The organism is Cupriavidus cauae, assembly GCF_026210475.1.
Lineage (GTDB): Bacteria > Pseudomonadota > Gammaproteobacteria > Burkholderiales > Burkholderiaceae > Cupriavidus > Cupriavidus cauae.
In genome coordinates, this window is sequence record NZ_CP080293.1 from 1,788,713 (window position 1) to 1,807,232 (window position 18,520).

Here is an 18,520-nt window from a genome sequence, read left to right on the forward strand (position 1 = left end):
TTGGCAAGCGCCTGCTTGCCTCTCCCCCAGCCCCTCAGCCCTTCATTCCCTTCACCATATTCCCCAGCGCGAAAAACGGCGCATACACGCCCGGGCAGGCCGCATAGAGGAACATCCGCAGCCGGTGGCCCAGCCGCACGTCGCGCGCGCCGAGCAGCAGCTGCAGGCGCTCGCCGGTGCTGGTGGCGGCGAAGATGTCACGCGTGAAGGTCTCGCGCGCCAGCTTGGCCGCCTTGTGGCGGCGCATCGCGTCGCCGGCCCCGGCCAGTTCGGCGTCCTGGATGAACTGCAGCGTCTCGGCCAGCGAGCTGCGGTTGGTCAGCTGGATGCGCTCGACGAAGTCCGCCGGCGTGCGCCATTTGCGCTTGCCCGAGACGCCGCCGCGGCGATAGCGCACCAGCGGCCGGCGCAGCGTGATGGCGCCGCCGCCTAGCACCGCGCGCAGCGTGGTGATCTGGTCTTCGGAAATCATGCCTGGCGCGATCGGGCCGAAGCGCTCGAATTGCCGGCGCGTCCAGGTATGCGAGGCGCCGATGACGACCGGCGGTTCGGCCATCCAGCGCGCCACGCCGTCATAGATGCCCAGCTCGCTGTGCGCGATGGTGCCGTGGTCGGCCCCTTCGTAGTCCATGTCGATCAGGTCGGTGGCGATCAGGTCCGGCTTGCGGCCGTGCGCCAGCCACGCCTGCGCGACCTCGCGGCAGCGAGTCGGCAGCGAGATATCGTCGCCGGCGGCGACGAAGATCAGCTCGCCGTGCGACAGCTCGACCAGCTGGCTCAGATGCCCGCTGATGCCGAGGTTGACCGGATTGCGCCGCAGCGTGACCCGGTGCGGGCCGGCATAGCCCTGCAGGGCGCGCTGCGCGGCGGCGAAGGTGTCGTCGGTCGAGGCATCGTCCGAGACGATGATCTCCAGGTCCGGGTAGTCCTGCGCGAGCGCGCCGGCGATCGCGTCGGCGATGAAGCGTTGCTGGTTGTAGGTGATCAGCAGCAGGGTCGCGGACGGCCACGCGCCGTCCCGCGCATTCGCCGTGTCTGCCGCCTCCCGCACATCGCCGCCATTCGCCGTACCGCTCATCCTCGCTTCCTCTCTTGTTGCCGAATCGTTGTTGCCGAACCGTCGTTGCCGAACTGTCGTTGCCGAACTGTCGTTGCCGCTCGTTGCCGCTCGTTGCCGGACACCCGTTGCCGAACACCCGTTGCCGAACACATGCCCCCAGCGGGCACGGCCGAACGATACCATGCCGCCCTGGCACCCCTCGCAGGGAGGGGGCCCTAGGGGGCAACGGTATAATGCGCCGCGTGGCGCGCCCCCGGCGCTGCCATGGTTGCCTCAGATGGCGGCCCCTGTTTCCGGCTCATGGCCAATGTGCCCGCCAACGCCGTTCCGGCGCCGATCCGTATTTCATCCATGAGCATCGATCGTCTGTCCATCGGTGTCGCGGCGACTGCCGCGGCACTGTCCCCTGTGCTGATGCTGACCCTGCAGGGCGGCACCGGCTACTGCTTCTTCGTCGTGCTGGCCTTCAGCCTGCTGTGGCTGAGCCAGGCCGAGAATCGCCGCCAGAGCCGCGAACTGCTGCTGCGCTACAAGTGGTACGTCGTCGCGATGACGGCCTATCCGCTGGCGATCGGCCTGCAGGCGCTGCTGACCGACGAGGTGCCGTCACGCGCCTTCGATTCGCCGTCGCGGCTGCTGCTGTCCGTGCCGATCTTCCTGTTGCTGGCCGCGGTGCCGGCCGAGCGGCTGCGGCCGTTTCAATGGGGCTGCGTGATCGGCGCGCTGGGCGCGTGCTTCTGGTCCGTGCTGATCCTGTTCTCCCCCGCCGAGTGGGTGATGTCCGGCCGCGCCGGCAATCCGTTCACCAATCCGATTCCGTTCGGCGACACCGCGCTGGTGCTCGGCTTCATGGGCGCGATTCCGCTGGCCGAACGCGGCCGCCCGCGCTGGGAGCAGGTCTTCCGCCTGCTCGGCCTGGCCGCCGGCTGCTACGCCTCCTATGCGTCGGAGAGCCGCGGCGGCTGGATCGCCATTCCGGTGATGCTGTGGGTCCTGCTGTGCCGCTTCGACCTGGCGCGCATGCGCCCGCGCCGGCTGATGCTGGTGTTCGCCGCGTCGCTGACGCTGGGGGCGATGGCGGCCCTGAACACGCCGGTGGTGCAGAGCCGCATCGCCGCCGCGACGTCGGACTTCGAGCGGCTGGCGCACGGCGATGCCGATACCTCGATCGGCCTGCGGCTGCAGCTGTGGCAGGCGGCCTGGACGCTGTTCGAGCGCGAGCCGGCGCTGGGCGTCGGCAAGGGCACGCTGAAGGAGAGCCTGCAGGTGCTGGCCGAGCGCGGCGAGGCCTCGCCGGCGATCATCCATCCGCACGCGCACAACGAGCTGTTCTCGACGCTGGCGGAGATGGGGCTGCTGGGCCTGGCGGTGCTGCTGCTGCTGTACTACGGCTCGACGGTCTATTTCTGGCGCCATCGCCATTCGCCCGATCCCGACATCGCCACCGCGGCCGCGATGGGCCTGGTGCTGACGCTGGGCACGGTGGTGTTCGGGCTGACCATCGACGTCTTCACGCTGGTGATGAACACCGCCTTCTTCGGACTGACCTCGGCGACGCTGCTTGGCATCATCGCCAATCGCACGCGGCAGCTGGAACTTGCATCCGCGGCAGCAGCGCGGCCGCGCTGATCGGACGTAACGGGAAGGTCGGGTCCCGGCGATCCGCAGCAGCGCATCCAGATGCGCGGCCGCGCTGAGCGGACGTAACGGAGAAGGTCAGGCCCCGGCGAGCCGCAGCAGCGCATCCAGATGCGCGGCCGGTTCGGGGTTGTAGCGCAGATGCCGGCGCGGCTCGGCGATCCGCGCGCCGCCATCCTTCGACCAGGCCACGGCCTCGCGCATGACGGCGGCAATCGCCGCCACGTCGCTGCGCGGGAAGCGCCGCGCCACCGCATCGTCCATCACCTCGAGGCAGGCGATATTGTCGGCCAGCAGCACCGGCGTGCCGCACAGCACCGATTCGATGCCGACCAGCCCGAACGGCTCGTAGCTGGACGCCAGCACGGTGAAATCGGCGGCGGCATAGAGCTCGGCCATGTTGGCGCAATAGCCCAGTTCGCGCACGCCCGGCAGGGTCCTGCCGACCGGCCGGCCGGCGACGGCCAGCGTCGCGTCGAGGCCGCTGTCGGCCAGCGCGCGGGCCAGCACGTCGAGCCCCTTGCGGGAATGGTCCGAGGACGGAAACAGGAAGACCGGCGTGTCGCCGAAACCGAAGCGCCGGCGCAATGCCGCGCGCGCGGCATCGTCGACCGGCTGGAAGCGCGCGGTATCGACCGGCGGATAGAGCAGGGCGAGCCGGTCGGCCGGCACGCCATACAGCTCGGCCAGTTCGTCGGCCATCAACTGCGAATGCGCGACCACGTGGCGCGCGGCCGCGTAGTGGCGCGATTCCAGTTCGATCTGGCGCCGGTCCCAGAAGGTCGGCGCGCGTCCGGATGCGCGCAGGTAGCCGCGATGGGTGCCGCCGCAGATCGCCAGGTCGGCGCCGACCACGCGGTTGCAGCCGATCAGCAGATCGCAATGGCGGTGCGCGTCGCGCATGCCCCAGGAGAACGCGGTGTCGCGCATCTTGCCGGGCAGCCAGCGCACGCGCACCAGATGCCGGTCGACCTGGCCGTACTCGGGGATGTCGCCGTCGAAGCGGCGCGCGAACACCGCGGGACGCTCGCCGCGCGCGATCAGGCCGCGCGCCAGGTCCAGCGCATAGCGTTCGAAGCCGCCGCCCTTGCCGAAGCGGTTGCAGGAGATGCCGATCTTCATGGACACGGATATCGGGACGGGAGGAAAGCCACGGTCATGGGTCGCCGCCGGCCGCTCATTGGCCGCCGGCCTGCTGCCGGCCCAGGTACCACAGCTTCAGGTATTTGTAGTAGCTCGCCTGCGCGTTCATCAGCGCGACGCCGAAGCCTTCGGCGCCGTCGAGAATGCTGCGGCGGAGCAGCCAGGTCCGCAGGAAGGCCCACAGGCCGTGGCCCGCGGCGGCCAGCGGCGACGAGCGCTTGCCGCGGCTGAAGGCCTGGCGCGCGCCGGCCGACGAATAGCTGTCGATCTTGCGCAGCACGTCGGAGTAGTCGCGATAGCTGTAGTGCGTCAGCGGTTCGCGCAGCCGGCCGAGCCGGCCCTGCACGATCAGGCTCTCGTGCACCAGCGCATCGCTGAAGCGGCCTTGGCCGCGGCGCACCAGCCGCGTCACGTAATCGGGATACCAGCCGCCATGGCGGATGAAGCGGCCGCAGAACTGCGACAGCCGCGGCATCTCGTAGCCGTCGGCGCTGTCGCTGGCGATCGCGGCGAGGATCTCGTCGCGCAGCGCGGGGCTGACGCGCTCGTCCGCATCGATGCTGAGGATCCAGTCGCCGGTGGCGGCGTCCACCGCGCGGTTCTTCTGCGGACCGAAGCCGGGCCAGTCCTCGGTCTGGATCACGCGCGCGCCCATGTCCCGGGCAATTGCCGGGGTGGCGTCCGCGCTCATGCAATCCACTATAATCGCCTCGTCACACCACTTCACGCTCTCCAGACAGGCCTGGATATTGTGGGCTTCGTTGCGGGTGATGATGACGACGGAGAGTTTCATTGACGTGGTCGTATGGCCTGCTGTATTGACGCGACCGAGCCGCGATCCGACCGCAATCGGCACGGTATCGCCCCGGTCGAGCGCGGCGCCATTGTACCCCGGCCCCTGCCGGCCTCTGCGCCGGGCCGACCCCGCCGGCGCCCGCTTCCGGTCTCCGGCCCGGGCTCACCGGCGCCTCTGATTATTCCGAAGGAGTGTTCTTGTCCCGCCCATCGACGCCAGGTGTGCAAACCATGCCCGCCCGACTCTGGTCCTACCTGCGCCCGGAGTTGCGCATCTTCATCGCCGCCATCGTCGCGATGGCCGTCGTGGCCGCCAGCGAAGGGGTGATCCCCAAGGTCGTCAACGATCTGCTGGACAAGGGCTTCGGCGGCGACTACGCCGGCAAGCTGTGGCATGTGCCGGCGATCCTGACCGGCGTCGCGCTGATCCGCGGCCTGGCGCAGTTCGCCTCCGGCTACCTGCTGAGCCTGATCTCCAACCGCGTGCTGCTGAAGATGCGGCTGCAGATGTTCGAGCGCATGCTGCATGTGCCGGCGATGTTCTTCCATCGCAATACCGCGGCGTCGCTGATCAATGCGGTGATCTTCGAGGTCAACCAGGTGCTGCAGATCCTGACCAGCGTGTTCATCACGCTGGTGCGCGATTCGCTGACGGTGGTCGCGCTGTTGATCTACCTGTTCTACACGAACTGGCGGCTGACGCTGATCGTCGCGGTGATCCTGCCGGTGATCGGCTACCTGATGTCGAAGATCAACCGGCGCCTGCGCAAGCTCAACCGCGAGCACCAGACGCTGACCAACAGCGCCGCCTATGTCGTCGAGGAAGCGGCGGGCGGCTTCAAGGTGGTCAAGCTGCACGGCGGCGAGACCTACGAGCTGGCGCGCTTTCGCGCGATGGCCGAGCGGCTGAAGAACTATTCGATGCGGATGGCGGTCGCGGGCGGGCTGAACCAGCCGGTCACCGCGTTCCTGGCCGCGCTGGCGCTGTCGGTGATCATCACCATCGCGATGGTGCAGGCGCAGGGCAACCAGACCACCATCGGCGGCTTCACCGGCTTCGTGATGGCGATGCTGCTGCTGATCTCGCCGCTGAAGCACCTGACCGACATCAACCAGCCGCTGACGCGCGGCATGACCGCCGCCGAGATGATCTTCCGGCTGATCGACGAGCCGGTGGAGCCGCAGCAGGGCGGGCTGCCGCTGGACCGCGCGCGCGGCGAGCTGGTGTTCGAGCGCGTCGGCTTCCGCTATGGCGACGCCGGGCGCCCGGCGCTGCAGGACGTGTCGCTGCAGGTCAGCCCGGGCGAGGTGCTGGCGCTGGTCGGCCCGTCCGGCAGCGGCAAGACCACGCTGGTCAACCTGGTGCCGCGCTTCTTCGACCCGACCGAAGGGCGCATCCTGCTCGACGGCCAGCCGCTCGATGCGTTGGCGCTGAAGGACCTGCGCCGCCAGATCGCCTTCGTCAGCCAGGACGTGGTGCTGTTCAACGACACCGTCGCCGCCAACGTGGCCTACGGCGTGCACTCGGCCGACCAGATCGACATGGCGCGGGTCGAACGCGCGCTCGAGGCCGCCTACCTGACCGACGTGGTCAAGGGGCTGCCCGAGGGTTTGCAGACCAATATCGGCGACAACGGCATGAAGCTGTCGGGCGGACAGCGCCAGCGCCTGGCGATCGCGCGCGCGCTGTACAAGGACGCGCCGATCCTGATCCTGGACGAGGCCACCTCGGCGCTGGATTCGGAGTCCGAGCGCCAGGTCCAGGCCGCGCTGGAATCGCTGATGGTCGGCCGTACCACGCTGGTGATCGCGCACCGCCTGTCGACCATCGAGAACGCCGACCGTATCGCGGTGCTGGATCAGGGACGCATCGCCGAGCACGGCACCCATGCCGAGCTGCTGGCCGCGAACGGGCTGTACGCCGGGCTGCACCGGATCCAGTTCGCGACGCAGTAAGCCCGCCGCGGGGGGGCGCCGTGCCGCGGTGCGATTCGGTGCGGTGCGGTGCGCCACCGGCCGGCCTCGCTTGGCGTGCCGCCGTGGCTGGCCGATACTGTGGCATGCGTCGCGCGCCGCGCGACGGCCATGCCGGCGGACGGATGGACCGGAATCAACCGAGGAGACCACGATGAGCGAATCGCAGCAAGGCCGTGCCGCGCAGGGCGCGGCAGCCGGCAAGTCCGGCGGCAGTGTCGACAGCAAGCCGATCAGCCGCTATCCGGTGCCGACGCTGGAGCAGGTTCCGGACGATATCCGCGAGCGCATCCTGGCGGTGCAGGAGAAGGCCGGCTTCGTTCCCAACGTCTTTCTCGCGCTGGCGCACCGGCCAGCCGAGTTCCGCGCCTTCTTCGCCTATCACGACGCGCTGATGGACAAGGAGGGCGGGCTGACCAAGGGCGAGCGCGAGATGATCGTGGTCGCCACCTCCGGCGTCAATCAGTGCCTGTATTGCGTGGTGGCGCACGGCGCGATCCTGCGCATCTATGAGAAGAAGCCGCTGCTGGCCGACCAGGTCGCGGTCAACTACCGCAAGGCCGACCTGCCGCCGCGCCAGCGCGCGATGCTCGATTTCGCGATGAAGGTCTGCCAGGCCTCGCACGAGATCGACGAATCCGATTTCGAGGCGCTGCGCCCGCACGGCTTCTCCGACGAGGACGCGTGGGACATCGCCGCCATCACCGCCTTCTTCGGCCTGTCCAACCGGATGGCCAACACCATCGGCATGCGTCCCAACGACGAGTTCTTCCTGATGGGACGTGTGCCGAAGGCCAAGCCGTAATCCGGTGCCGGGACCGGCCGTCTCGCCCGCGGACGGCGGATGCCGTCCGCTCCCGACCTGCAAGGAGATTGCATGCCAAGGATCGTCGACCGATCGCGTCTTACCTCGCTTCTTTCCGCGCTTGTTTCCGCGCTTCGTTATCCGCTGCTGCCTCGCCTGACCCGCACGGGCCGGCTGGCTGGCGCCGCTGCCGGCGCGGCCATGCTGACCGCCTGCGCCAGCGAACCGCCGCCCGGCCCGCCGCCGCCGCCGATGGGAGGCGCCGCCACGCCGCAGGGCTGCGCCGCCGACAAGCTGACCGACGACGCGCTGGTCGGCAAGCCCGAGGCCGAGGCGATCGCGCTGCTGGATGGCTGCGCCTGGCGCATCGGCCAGCGCGACGCGCAGCAGTTCCCCGGCACCATGGACTATCGTCCGGACCGGCGCACGCTCGGCATCGCGGGCGGCCTGGTGGTCTGGGTCAAGCGCGGCTGAAATGCCGGGCGCGGGCGTGGCGGCGCGCCGGCCGGCGCCGCAGTCGTATGGCGCGTGGCGCGCCGCGCGCCGTCCGGTGTCGTCTGGTGTGTGCCTTGTGGCTTGTGACCGATGGCCAGGGGCTTGCGGCGAGCAGCGTGTAGCGTGCGGCGCGTTGTGTGGCCGGCCTACTTGACCTGCGCGCACATGCCGCTGGCCGGGTCGAACATCACCGGCCACGCTTCTTCGTAGATTCCCGGCGTGCAGCGCTTCTGGCAATTGGCATGGGCCAGCGTGACGCGCCGCGGGTCCTGCCACACCATCAGCTTGCAGCCGCTGTCGTCGCGCGCCACCAGTTCGATATGCGGGGCCTTCTGGACCTGCCTGAATTCGCTCAGATCGAAGGCGCAGGAGCCGCGTCGCCGGGGCACCCACAGCTTCCAGTTCAACGCCTGGACCTCGTTCGCGGCGACGCGCACGCGCGCCTCTTCCCGAAAGCCGTCGTCCTCGGTGCGGCTGCAATAGCCGGCGAGCTCGATCACGCGCGAGGGAATCGGTGGAGGAGGGGCGGGCGTGACCTGCCGTTCGGGCGCGGCCGGCGGCAACGAGGGCGCGCGTTTGGCCAGTTCCTGCACGGGCGTGCAGCCCGGCAAGGCCAGCAGTCCCGCGAGCAGTGCCGCCGGTAGTGCCTGCGGTAGCCTCGCTGCCGCTCGCGCCGGTAGTCCTGCCGCCAGTCCCGCCGCCAGTCCCGCCGCTAATCGCGCCGGTATTCCTGCCCGTATTCCTGCCGGTAGTCCGGCAAGCAGCGGGCCTGCCCATGGCGCGATCCGCCGCGCCGACGGCCCTTGGGCCATTGCGTCATTCCAGCGTGTCATCGTCCGCTCCCGCCGCCGCGCCAGGCGCGCGCCATCCTCCTAATCGTTATAGAAGATTGGTGCGGGGATGGCATGCGGTCTGACCCTGAGGGCGCGTTCCGGGCGGAACGCGGGCGGGCCGCGCCGACATCGACGCCGACATCAACGCCGACATCGACGCCTACATCAGGATGATGTCGTACTGCTCCTGATGGAAGGTCGATTCGACCTGCAGCGAAATCGGCTTGCCGATGAAGTCGCCGAGCATCGCCATATGCTGGCTCTCCTCTTCGAGGAAGAGGTCGATCACTTCCTGCGAGGCCAGGATGCGGAACTCGCGCGGATTGAACTGCCGCGACTCGCGCATGATCTCGCGCAGGATTTCGTAGCACACCGTGCGCGGCGTCTTGACCTGGCCCTTGCCCTGGCAGACGGGGCACTGCTCGCACAGCACGTGCGCCAGCGATTCGCGCGTGCGCTTGCGCGTCATCTCGACCAGGCCCAGCTGGGAAAAGCCGTTGACGGTGATGCGGGTGCGGTCGCGCGACAGCGCGCGCTTCAGTTCCGACAGCACCGCGTCGCGGTGCTCGGCGTTCTCCATGTCGATGAAGTCGATGATGATGATGCCGCCGAGATTGCGCAGGCGCAGCTGGCGCGCGATCGTGTGCGCCGCCTCCAGGTTGGTCTTGAAGATCGTGTCGTCGAAATTGCGCGCGCCGACATAGCCGCCGGTGTTGACATCGATCGTCGTCATCGCCTCGGTCTGGTCGATCATCAGATACCCGCCCGACTTCAGGTCGACGCGCCGCGACAGCGCACGCTCGATTTCCGCGTCGATATTGAACAGGTCGAAGATCGGCCGCTCGCCGGTGTAGTGCGACAGCCGCGGCAGCACCGCCGGCGTGTATTCCTGCGCGAACTCGACCAGCTTCTGGTAGTTCTCGCGCGAATCGACCTGGATCACGCCGGTGGCGTCATTGACGAAATCGCGCAGCACGCGCTGGGCCAGGCTCAGGTCCTGGTACAGCAGGCTCGGCGCCGGCAGCGTGGTCGCATTGAGCCGGATCGCGCCCCAGATCTTGCGCAGGTAGGCGATGTCGTTGCCCAGCTCCTCGTCGGTCGCCTCCTCGGCGATGGTCCGGACGATGAAGCCGCCGCGCTCCTCCTCCGGCACCAGCCCCTGAACGCGCGCGCGCAGCGCCTCGCGATCGACTTCGCCCTCGATCCGCTGGGAGATGCCGATATGGGGGTCCTGCGGCAGATAGACCAGCGTGCGGCCGGCGATGCTGACCTGGGTCGACAGCCGCGCGCCCTTGGTGCCGATCGGGTCCTTGATCACCTGCACCATCAGCGCCTGGCCCTCGAACAGCGTCTTCTCGATCGCCAGCTGCGTGCTGCCGTTGCGGTCCGGCTCGCGCCGGTGCCAGATATCGGCGACGTGCAGGAACGCGGCCCGCTCGAGCCCGATGTCGATGAAGGCCGATTGCATGCCGGGCAGCACGCGCACCACCTTGCCCAGATAGATATTGCCGACCAGTCCGCGCGTCAGCGTGCGCTCGACATGAAGCTCCTGCACCGCGGCCTGCTGCACGATGGCCACGCGTGTTTCCTGCGGGGTGATATTGACGAGGATGTCTTCGGTCATGTTTTGTGCGATCCGTCGCCGGCTGGCTGGCTCCGTCGACGGTTGTCCGTCGCGGCGGAGCAGGTTGGTCCCCTGGATGCCGGGCGGCGCGGTCGGCGGGGGACCGGCGCCATGTTCGGCTTGCCCGGCGTTGTGGCGTCGTGGCGTTCCGGCGCCGCGCCTCAGAAGCGCAGGCCGGCCTGTCGCAACAGCGCTGCCGTCTCGAACAGGGGCAGGCCCATGATACCCGAATAGCTCCCCGCGATCCGCTGCACGAACTCGGCGGCGCGGCCCTGGATGCCATATGCGCCGGCCTTGCCGAGCGGTTCGCCGCTGGCCACGTAGCGCGCGATCTCGTCCTCGCGCATCGCGCGGAAGCTGACCTCGGAGATCGACAGCGCATGGTGCGCGCCGAGCGTCGAGGCCACGGTCACCGCGGTCAGCACGCGGTGCGTGGTGCCGGACAGCGCAGCCAGCATCGCCGCGGCGTCGTCGGCATGCTTGGGCTTGCCGAGGATGCGGCCGTCCAGGCAGACCGTGGTGTCGGAGGTCAGGATCGGCGCATCGGGCAGCGCGCGGCGCTCGCGGCGGCGCAGCGCGGCCTCGGCCTTCAGCGCGCAGACGCGCTGCACGTAGTCGTCCGGCGTCTCGCCGGGCAGCACCGCTTCGAGCGCCTCGGCGTCTTCGTCGTCGTCGGGCAGCAGCAGCTGGTAGGACACGCCGAGCTGGGTCAGCAGTTCGCGGCGGCGGGGGCTTTGGGAGGCGAGGTAGAGGACGTCGTGGAGCACGGTGGCACGGGCGCGGCGGGCGCGCTCAGGGACAAGGGTGGGACGACGGTTCAGACCGGGCGAGCAGGGATCAGACCCGATGGTAAGGGTGGTTCTGCGTGACGGTCCAGGCGCGGTACAGCTGCTCGGCCAGCAGCACGCGCACCATGCCGTGCGGCAGCGTCAGGCTCGAGAGCCGCAGCAGCGTCTGCGCGCGCGCCTTCAGCGCGGGGTCGAGCCCGTCGGCGCCGCCGATCAGGAAGGCGACGTCGCCGCCCTCGCGCTGCCAGCCGGTCAGCTGCTCGGCCAGCTGCATCGTGGTCAGGTCGCGGCCGCGTTCGTCCAGCGCGACGATGCGGCACTGGCGCGGCAGCGCGGCCTCGATGCGCGCGGCCTCGCGCTGCATCACGGTCGCGGCGTTATTGCTGGCGGTGCGCGCCTCGGGCTTGACCTCGCGCAGCACGATGCGCAGCTCCGGCGGCATGCGCTTGGCATACTCGGCGAAGCCGGCCTCGATCCAGGCCGGCATCTTGTGTCCGACCGCGACGATCAGCAACTGCACGGCGACGCGCGGCTGCGGGATGGGGCCCGGCTCAGGCCGAGCGCGTGGCGCGCTTGCGCGGTGCCGCGGTCTTGGCGGCGGCGCTGCGCGTGGCGGTGCTCTTGGCCGCGGTACGGGTGCCGGTGCCGGTTCCCGTCCTGGCCGCCGTCTTGGCAGTGGTCTTCGTAGCAGTCTTGGTGGCGGTCTTGGCCGCGACCTTGCGCGCGCCGCCGGTACCGCTGCCGGTACCCGTGCGGGCCGGGGCCTTGCGCGCCGGCGCGGCGCCGCTGCTGCTGGTGGTGCGGGGGCGGGCGACCGGCTTGCGCTGCGTGGCGATCGCGTCCGGATCGGTGTCCTCGTGGCCCATCGGCGGCGACGGCTCCTTCATGCCTTCGGGCAGGCGGGCCAGCGCCGGGCGTTCGCCGGCGGCGCGGCGCGTGGCGCGGGCGCGCAGCGCCTTCTGGCCTGCGTCCTCGTCGTCCTCGTCGTCCATCGGCTCGCTGGCCTTGATCAGCCCCTTGCCGGTGCTGCCGAGCTTGATCCGCACCGGCTTGTCGCCCCAGATCTCTTCCAGGTTGTAGTACTGGCGCAGCTGCGGCTGCAGGATATGCACCACCGCGTCGCCGCAGTCGACCAGCACCCATTCGCCGGTCTCCATGCCTTCCACCGCGACGATGTGGCCGCCGGCTTCCTTGACGGTGTCGCGTACCGAGGCGGCCAGCGCCTTGGTCTGCCGGTTCGAGGTGCCGCTGGCGATCACCACGCGGTCGAACAGTTCGGTCAGGTGCGTGGTGTCGAACACCTTGATGTCCTGTGCCTTGACGTCCTCGAGGCCATCGACGATGGCGCGTTGCAGTTTGCGAATATCCATGGTGCCTTGGTGGTGCCCTTGTATTTTGTCAGCGAGGGATCGGTGGCCGTGGCCGCGTCCCGGGCCATTGCCAACGGCCGGCCCGGTTCCACGGTCCTGCTCAGTCCTGGCGATAGAGTCCGTGGGTGGCGATGTAGTGTGCCACGCCCGGGGGGAGTTGGTCATCCGCGCGCTGGCCGGCGGCGAGGCGCTGGCGCAGGGCGGTGGAGGAGAGGTCGACGGCGAGCGTCTGGTCGATCCACATCCGGCCGGAGGGCGTGGATTGTATCAGGTGCGCGTCGGCGCGGCGTTGGGCCAGCGCGTCGCGCACCGGGCCGTCGAGCCGGTCCAGCGCGAAGCCGGGCCGGGTCGCGACGCACAGATGGACGTAGTCGAGCAGATCCTCCCAGCCATGCCAGGTGTGCAGGCGCAGCAACTGGTCGGCGCCCATCAGCCAGGCCAGCGAGGCTTCCGGGCCGTATTGCTCGCGCAGCTGGCGCACCGTGTCGATGGTGTAGCTCGGGCCGGCACGATCGACCTCCATGCGGCTGGCGTGGACCCGCGCCGGCGCGTCGGCCAGCGCCGCGGCGGCCAGCTCGGTCATCGCCAGCCGGTCGGCGGCCGGCGTCACGTCGTTGCCTTTCTGCCACGACTGGCCGGTAGGGATCCACAGCAGCTCGTCCAGCTGCAGATGGTCGATGCACAGCCGCGCCAGCGCGAGGTGGCCGACATGGGGCGGATCGAAGGTGCCGCCGAGGATGCCGAGGCGCCAGGGGCGGCCGTGCCGGGCGGGATCCGGATCGTCGGCCTGGGCAGGCCGGTTCGGCGCGCTGGCGGCGGGGGCAGTGATGTTCATCGGTGAGGTTCAGACCCAGTCGCGCGCCGGCAGGAAATCCGTGTACAGCGCCGCTTCGGCGCTGCCCGGCTCGGGCTGCCAGTCGTAGCGCCAGGCGGCCTGCGGCGGCATCGACATCAGGATCGATTCGGTGCGGCCGCCAGATTGCAGGCCGAACAGCGTGCCGCGGTCGAACACCAGGTTGAATTCGACATAGCGGCCGCGGCGATAGGCCTGGAAGTCGCGCTCGCGCGGGCCGTAAGGGGTGTCCTTGCGCGCCTGCAGGATCGGCAGGTAGGCGTCGAGGAAGCCGTCGCCGACCGCGCGCATCATCGCGAAGCTGTCGTCGAAGCCGAGCGCGGAGAAGTCGTCGAAGAACACGCCGCCGACGCCGCGCGCCTCGCCGCGATGCTTCAGGAAGAAATACTCGTCGCACCAGCGCTTGAAGCGCGGATACAGCTCGGCGCCGAACGGATCGAGCGCGCGCTTGCAGGTGGCGTGGAAATGCCGGCAGTCGTCGGCATTGCCGTAGTAGGGCGTCAGGTCCATGCCGCCGCCGAACCACCAGACCGGCTCGGCGCCTTCCTTGACCGCCAGGAAGCAGCGCACGTTCATATGGACCGTGGGCACGTAGGGATTGCGCGGATGGAACACCAGCGAGACGCCCATCGCCTCGAAGCCGCGCCCGGCCAGTTCGGGCCGGTTGTCGCTGGCCGAGGGCGGCAGCGCGTCGCCGCGCACGTGCGAGAAGCCGACGCCGGCCCGCTCCATCACCGCGCCGCCTTCGAGGATGCGGGTGCGGCCGCTGCCGCGCAGGCGCTCGGTGGGCGGCTTTTCCCAGGCATCGGTGGCGAACGGCTGCCCGTCGATGGCGGCGACGGCATCCGTGATGCGGTCTTGCAGATCCAGCAGATAGGCGCGGACTGCCTGGGAATCGATCATGAGCATGGTCAGGATTGTAGCCGCTGCCCCGTCATGGTGCGGCGGGGCCGGCACGCGGGGGAGCGTCAGGACAGCCTCAGGGCATTACTGCCCTCTCCCGCCTGCGGGAGAGGGGCGGGGGAGGGGGTAAGGGCATCGCTATCGCCGACGTGGTTTGAGACCACTCCCTGTCCCCGGCCCTCCCCCCGTGAAGGGGGAGAGGGAGAACAAGGCGGAGCCGGCCCAAGGGACAGGGACCTCAGCGCTTGATCGCGCGATACCCGATATCCGAGCGGTACTGCATGCCGTCGAAGTGGATCTGCTGGGCCGCCGCATAGGCCGCGCGCTGCGCCGCCTTGACGGTATCGGCCAGGCCCACCACGCACAGCACGCGGCCGCCATTGGTCAGCAGCTTGCCGTCGGCCAGCGTGGTGCCGGCGTGGAAGGTTACGCTGTCGTCGGTCTCGGCCGGAATGCCGGTGATCAGGTCGCCCTTGCGCGGTGCGTCCGGATAGCCGTGCGCGGCCATCACCACGCCCAGCGCGGTGCGGCGGTCCCAGTCGAGCTCGACCGCGTCGAGCCGGCCGTTGACCGCGTGCTCCATCACGTCGAACAGGTCCGTCTTCAGACGCGCCATGATCGGCTGGGTCTCGGGATCGCCCATGCGGCAGTTGAATTCCAGCGTCTTCGGATTGCCGTCGCGGTCGATCATCAGGCCGGCGTACAGGAAGCCGGTGTACGGAATGCCGTCCTTCTCCATGCCGCGCACGGTCGGCATGATGATCTCGCGCAGCACGCGCGCATGCAGCGCGGGCGTGACCACCGGCGCCGGCGAATAGGCGCCCATGCCGCCGGTATTGGGGCCGGCGTCGCCGTCGAGCAGGCGCTTGTGGTCCTGGCTGGTGGCCAGCGCCAGCACGTTGGCGCCGTCGACCATCACGATGAAGCTGGCTTCCTCGCCCTCCAGGAATTCCTCGATGACGACGCGCGCGCCGGCATCGCCGAGCTTGTTGTCCGCCAGCATCATGTCGACCGCGGCGTGCGCCTCTTCCAGCGTGGTGGCGACCACCACGCCCTTGCCCGCGGCCAGGCCGTCGGCCTTGATCACGATCGGCGCGCCCTGCGCGTCGATGTAGGCGTGCGCCTGGCCGGCGTCGGCGAAGGTCTGGTAGGCGGCGGTCGGGATCTGGTGCCGGTGCATGAAGGCCTTGGCGAAGTCCTTCGACGACTCCAGCTGCGCGGCCGCCTTGCTCGGGCCGAAGATGCGCAGGCCCTGCGCGCGGAACACGTCGACGATGCCGGCCGCCAGCGGCGCCTCGGGACCGACCACGGTGAAATGCACGTTCTCCTGGCGGGCGAAGTCCGCCAGCGCCACCGGGTCGGTCACCGGGACGTTCTGCAGCCGCTTGTCCAGCGCCGTGCCACCGTTGCCCGGCGCCACGTAGACGACCTGCACCTTGGGCGACTGGGCCAGTTTCCAGGCCAGCGCGTGTTCACGTCCGCCCGAGCCGACAACCAATACTTTCATGATCCACTGCCAGAAGATAAAGCTTTGGGGAGGGCGGCCGCTGCATCGATGTCGCGACGGCCGCCGGGGAGAGGGGAGGGGGCGGAAGCGCCGGCTCAGTCCTCGATCACTGCGTTGGTGAAGACTTCCTGCACGTCGTCGAGGTTTTCCAGCGCGTCGAGCAGCTTCTGCATCTTGACGGCGTCGTCGCCGGTGAAGCTGACCTCGTTCTGCGGCTTCATCACGACGTCGGCGACCTCGGCCTTGAAGCCGGCCGCTTCCAGCGCCGTCTTGACGGTGCCGAAATCGTTGGGCGGGCAGGTGACCTCGATCGAGCCGTCCTCGTGGGTGACGACGTCGTCGGCACCGGCCTCGAGCGCGGCCTCCATCAGCTTGTCCTCGGGCGTGCCCGGCGCGAACAGGAACTGGCCGCAGTGCGTGAACATGAAGGCCACCGATCCCTCGGTGCCCATGTTGCCGCCGTGCTTCGAGAAGGCGTGGCGCACTTCGGCGACGGTACGGGTGCGGTTGTCGGTCAGGCAATCGACGATGATCGCGGCGCCCGACAGGCCGTAGCCCTCGTAGCGGATTTCCTCGTAGCTGGCGCCTTCCAGACCGCCCACGCCGCGCTGGATCGCGCGCTGGATGTTGTCCTTGGGCATGTTGGCGTCCATGGCCTTGTCCACGGCCAGGCGCAGGCGCGGATTCGAATCGGCATCGGCGCCGCCGAGCTTGGCGGCGACGGTGATTTCCTTGATCAGGCGGGTCCAGATCTTGCCGCGCTTGGCGTCGGCTGCGGCTTTCTTATGCTTGATATTGGCCCATTTGGAATGACCGGCCATGTTTCTCTCCGAGGCGGAACAGGTACGCGAGGCGCGTGCAGCGCGGCAAGGGCAGCATGGCCGAAGGCTGGCGGCCGGACCGGCGGGCGCTTGAGCGCGCCCACGCGGCCTGTTGCGATGCACGCGCCGGTGATGGAATCATCAGCGGCAGGCCATGACTGCTGGCAATCACTGCTGGATATAATCAGCCCGGGATTTTATCACGCGGCCCTGCGTGCCAGACCGCCGGCCCGGCCCTTGCCGCGCCGGGCCGGGCGGGCTTCGTGGCACCGCACCATCGCCGCACTATCCCGGCACCATCGCTTCATCATCGCCTCGTCATCGCGTCCTTATTCACCGGAGCCCCAGCATGGCCGACCCCATCGTTATCGCCAAGAACGCCCAGCAAGAACTGGCCCTGCTGCCACAGATGGGCAATCGCCACGGGCTGATCACCGGCGCCACCGGCACCGGCAAGACCGTGACGCTGCAAACGCTGGCGCAGGGCTTCTCGCGGCTCGGCGTGCCGGTCTTCATGGCCGACGTCAAGGGCGACCTGACCGGCATCTCGCAGCCCGGCCAGCTGTCCGACAAGCTCGCCAGGCGGCTGGCCGACCTGGGCCTGCCCGAGCCGGTCTGGGGCGCGTGCCCGACCACGCTGTGGGACGTGTTCGGCGAGAAGGGCCATCCGGTGCGCGCCACCGTGTCCGACATGGGCCCGCTGCTGCTGTCGCGCATGCTCGAGCTCAACGACACCCAGCAGGGCGTGCTGAACCTGGTGTTCCGCATCGCCGATGCCAATGGCCTGCTGCTGCTCGACGCCAAGGACCTGCGCGCGATGCTGCAGTACGTCGGCGACAACGCCTCGCAGTTCACCACCGAGTACGGCAATATCTCGGCCGCGTCGATCGGCGCGATCCAGCGCGGCCTGGTCGCGCTCGAATCGCAGGGCGCCGACGTGTTCTTCGGCGAGCCGATGCTGAACCTGGACGACTTCATGCAGACCGACAAGGGTCTGGGCATGGTCAATATCCTGGCCGCCGACAAGCTGCTGCACGCGCCGCGGCTGTACGCGACCTTCCTGCTGTGGCTGCTGTCGGAGCTGTTCGAGAAGCTGCCCGAGGCCGGCGACCTCGACAAACCCAAGCTGGTGTTCTTCTTCGACGAGGCCCACCTGCTGTTCAACGACGCACCCAAGGCCTTGCTCGAGAAGATCGAGCAGGTGGTGCGGCTGATCCGTTCCAAGGGCGTCGGCGTGTACTTCGTCACGCAGAATCCGATCGATATTCCGGACACCGTGCTGGGGCAGCTGGGCAACCGCGTCCAGCACGCGCTGCGCGCGTTCACGCCGCGCGACCAGAAGGCGGTCAAGGTGGCCGCCACCACGATGCGCGCCAATCCCGCGTTGGACGTCGAGAAGGCGATCGGCGAACTGGCGGTGGGCGAGGCGCTGATCTCGCTGCTCGACGCCAAGGGCACGCCCGGCATCACGCAGCGCGCCTGGGTGCTGGCGCCGGGCAGCCGCATCGGTCCGATCGACGAGGCCGAGCGCAAGCAGCTGCTGGCCTCGTCGCTGGTGGCGGGCACCTACGAGAAGACGGTCGATCGGGAATCGGCCTACGAGCGGCTAAAGGGCAGGGCGGCGCAGAGCGCGGATGCGCAGAACGGCGCGCAGGCCGGACAGGGCGGCGGGCAGCCGAGTGGCCAGCCCGCGCCGCAGCAGGCCGGCGAGCGCGGTTGGCTCGACGAGGCCGGCGATCTGTTCGGCGGCCTGACGCGCGGCACCGGCAAGAGCGGCCGCGGCGATTCGATCCTCGAATCGATGGCCAAGTCGGCCGCCCGCACGGTGGGCTCGCAGGTCGGCCGCGAGCTGATCCGCGGTGTGCTGGGCAGCCTGCTGGGGTCGGGGCGCAAGCGCCGCTAAGGCGCGGC

17 protein-coding genes are annotated in these 18,520 nt (G+C 69.5%); 5 read left to right on the forward strand and 12 right to left on the reverse strand.

Features of this window, described 5'->3' with window-relative positions:
- Positions 1-34: 34 nt before the first annotated feature.
- Positions 35-1,078 carry a glycosyltransferase gene (locus tag KZ686_RS07990; protein ID WP_265632151.1) on the reverse strand — a complete coding sequence of 348 codons (1,044 nt, stop codon included), beginning with the start codon at positions 1,076-1,078 and terminating at the stop codon, positions 35-37.
- Positions 1,079-1,411: 333 nt separating this feature from the next.
- Here KZ686_RS07990 and KZ686_RS07995 point away from each other — a divergent pair, with 333 nt between their 5' ends.
- Positions 1,412-2,689: an O-antigen ligase family protein gene (locus KZ686_RS07995; RefSeq protein WP_265632152.1), complete on the forward strand. Its 1,278-nt coding sequence runs from the start codon at positions 1,412-1,414 to the stop codon at positions 2,687-2,689.
- A gap of 87 nt (positions 2,690-2,776) precedes the next feature.
- Here KZ686_RS07995 and KZ686_RS08000 read toward each other — a convergent pair whose 3' ends face one another.
- Both KZ686_RS08000 and KZ686_RS08005 read right to left on the reverse strand, forming a co-directional pair.
- Positions 2,777-3,820: a glycosyltransferase family 4 protein gene (locus tag KZ686_RS08000; RefSeq protein WP_265632153.1), complete on the reverse strand. Its 1,044-nt coding sequence runs from the start codon at positions 3,818-3,820 to the stop codon at positions 2,777-2,779.
- Positions 3,821-3,875: 55 nt separating this feature from the next.
- Entirely contained in the window at positions 3,876-4,634 is a 759-nt protein-coding gene (locus tag KZ686_RS08005) for a glycosyltransferase family 2 protein (RefSeq protein ID WP_226108250.1), read from the reverse strand.
- 233 nt (positions 4,635-4,867) lie between these two features.
- Here KZ686_RS08005 and msbA point away from each other — a divergent pair, with 233 nt between their 5' ends.
- From msbA to KZ686_RS08020, 3 genes are all read left to right on the forward strand, one after another.
- Positions 4,868-6,592 (forward strand): lipid A export permease/ATP-binding protein MsbA, encoded by a 1,725-nt coding sequence (msbA, locus tag KZ686_RS08010; protein WP_226108249.1) that lies wholly within the window; start codon positions 4,868-4,870, stop codon positions 6,590-6,592.
- A gap of 172 nt (positions 6,593-6,764) precedes the next feature.
- The gene (locus tag KZ686_RS08015; protein WP_262484917.1) at positions 6,765-7,415 is read left to right on the forward strand and encodes a peroxidase-related enzyme; all 651 of its coding nucleotides are present in this window, start codon (positions 6,765-6,767) and stop codon (positions 7,413-7,415) included.
- Between the two features lie 201 nt (positions 7,416-7,616).
- On the forward strand, positions 7,617-7,889 hold the full coding sequence (locus tag KZ686_RS08020) for a hypothetical protein (protein ID WP_265633437.1): 273 nt from the start codon (positions 7,617-7,619) through the stop codon (positions 7,887-7,889).
- A gap of 167 nt (positions 7,890-8,056) precedes the next feature.
- Here the strand turns inward: KZ686_RS08020 and KZ686_RS08025 are convergent, their stop codons facing one another.
- From KZ686_RS08025 to KZ686_RS08065, 9 genes are all read right to left on the reverse strand, one after another.
- On the reverse strand, positions 8,057-8,530 hold the full coding sequence (locus tag KZ686_RS08025) for a hypothetical protein (protein ID WP_407648540.1): 474 nt from the start codon (positions 8,528-8,530) through the stop codon (positions 8,057-8,059).
- A gap of 373 nt (positions 8,531-8,903) precedes the next feature.
- On the reverse strand, positions 8,904-10,367 hold the full coding sequence (gene rng, locus KZ686_RS08030; RefSeq protein WP_149317922.1) for a ribonuclease G: 1,464 nt from the start codon (positions 10,365-10,367) through the stop codon (positions 8,904-8,906).
- Positions 10,368-10,528: 161 nt separating this feature from the next.
- Positions 10,529-11,134, reverse strand: a complete 606-nt coding sequence (locus KZ686_RS08035) for a Maf family protein (protein WP_265632155.1) — start codon at positions 11,132-11,134, stop codon at positions 10,529-10,531.
- 70 nt (positions 11,135-11,204) lie between these two features.
- Complete coding sequence (gene rlmH, locus KZ686_RS08040; protein ID WP_265632156.1) at positions 11,205-11,675, reverse strand: 23S rRNA (pseudouridine(1915)-N(3))-methyltransferase RlmH; 471 nt, start codon at positions 11,673-11,675, stop codon at positions 11,205-11,207.
- 31 nt (positions 11,676-11,706) lie between these two features.
- On the reverse strand, positions 11,707-12,525 hold the full coding sequence (gene rsfS / locus KZ686_RS08045; protein ID WP_265632157.1) for a ribosome silencing factor: 819 nt from the start codon (positions 12,523-12,525) through the stop codon (positions 11,707-11,709).
- A gap of 100 nt (positions 12,526-12,625) precedes the next feature.
- Positions 12,626-13,360, reverse strand: a complete 735-nt coding sequence (locus tag KZ686_RS08050) for a nicotinate-nucleotide adenylyltransferase (RefSeq protein ID WP_150084134.1) — start codon at positions 13,358-13,360, stop codon at positions 12,626-12,628.
- 9 nt (positions 13,361-13,369) lie between these two features.
- A complete protein-coding gene (gene hemF, locus KZ686_RS08055; protein WP_265632159.1) occupies positions 13,370-14,281 on the reverse strand; it encodes an oxygen-dependent coproporphyrinogen oxidase in 912 nt (303 codons plus the stop codon).
- Between the two features lie 238 nt (positions 14,282-14,519).
- Positions 14,520-15,788: a phosphoribosylamine--glycine ligase gene (purD, locus tag KZ686_RS08060; protein WP_149317927.1), complete on the reverse strand. Its 1,269-nt coding sequence runs from the start codon at positions 15,786-15,788 to the stop codon at positions 14,520-14,522.
- Positions 15,789-15,883: 95 nt separating this feature from the next.
- Positions 15,884-16,609 (reverse strand): YebC/PmpR family DNA-binding transcriptional regulator, encoded by a 726-nt coding sequence (locus KZ686_RS08065; RefSeq protein ID WP_149317928.1) that lies wholly within the window; start codon positions 16,607-16,609, stop codon positions 15,884-15,886.
- 349 nt (positions 16,610-16,958) lie between these two features.
- On the opposite strand from KZ686_RS08065, the gene KZ686_RS08070 reads away from it, so the two are divergent.
- A complete protein-coding gene (locus KZ686_RS08070; protein WP_265632161.1) occupies positions 16,959-18,512 on the forward strand; it encodes a helicase HerA-like C-terminal domain-containing protein in 1,554 nt (517 codons plus the stop codon).
- The last annotated feature ends 8 nt before the right edge of the window (positions 18,513-18,520 follow it).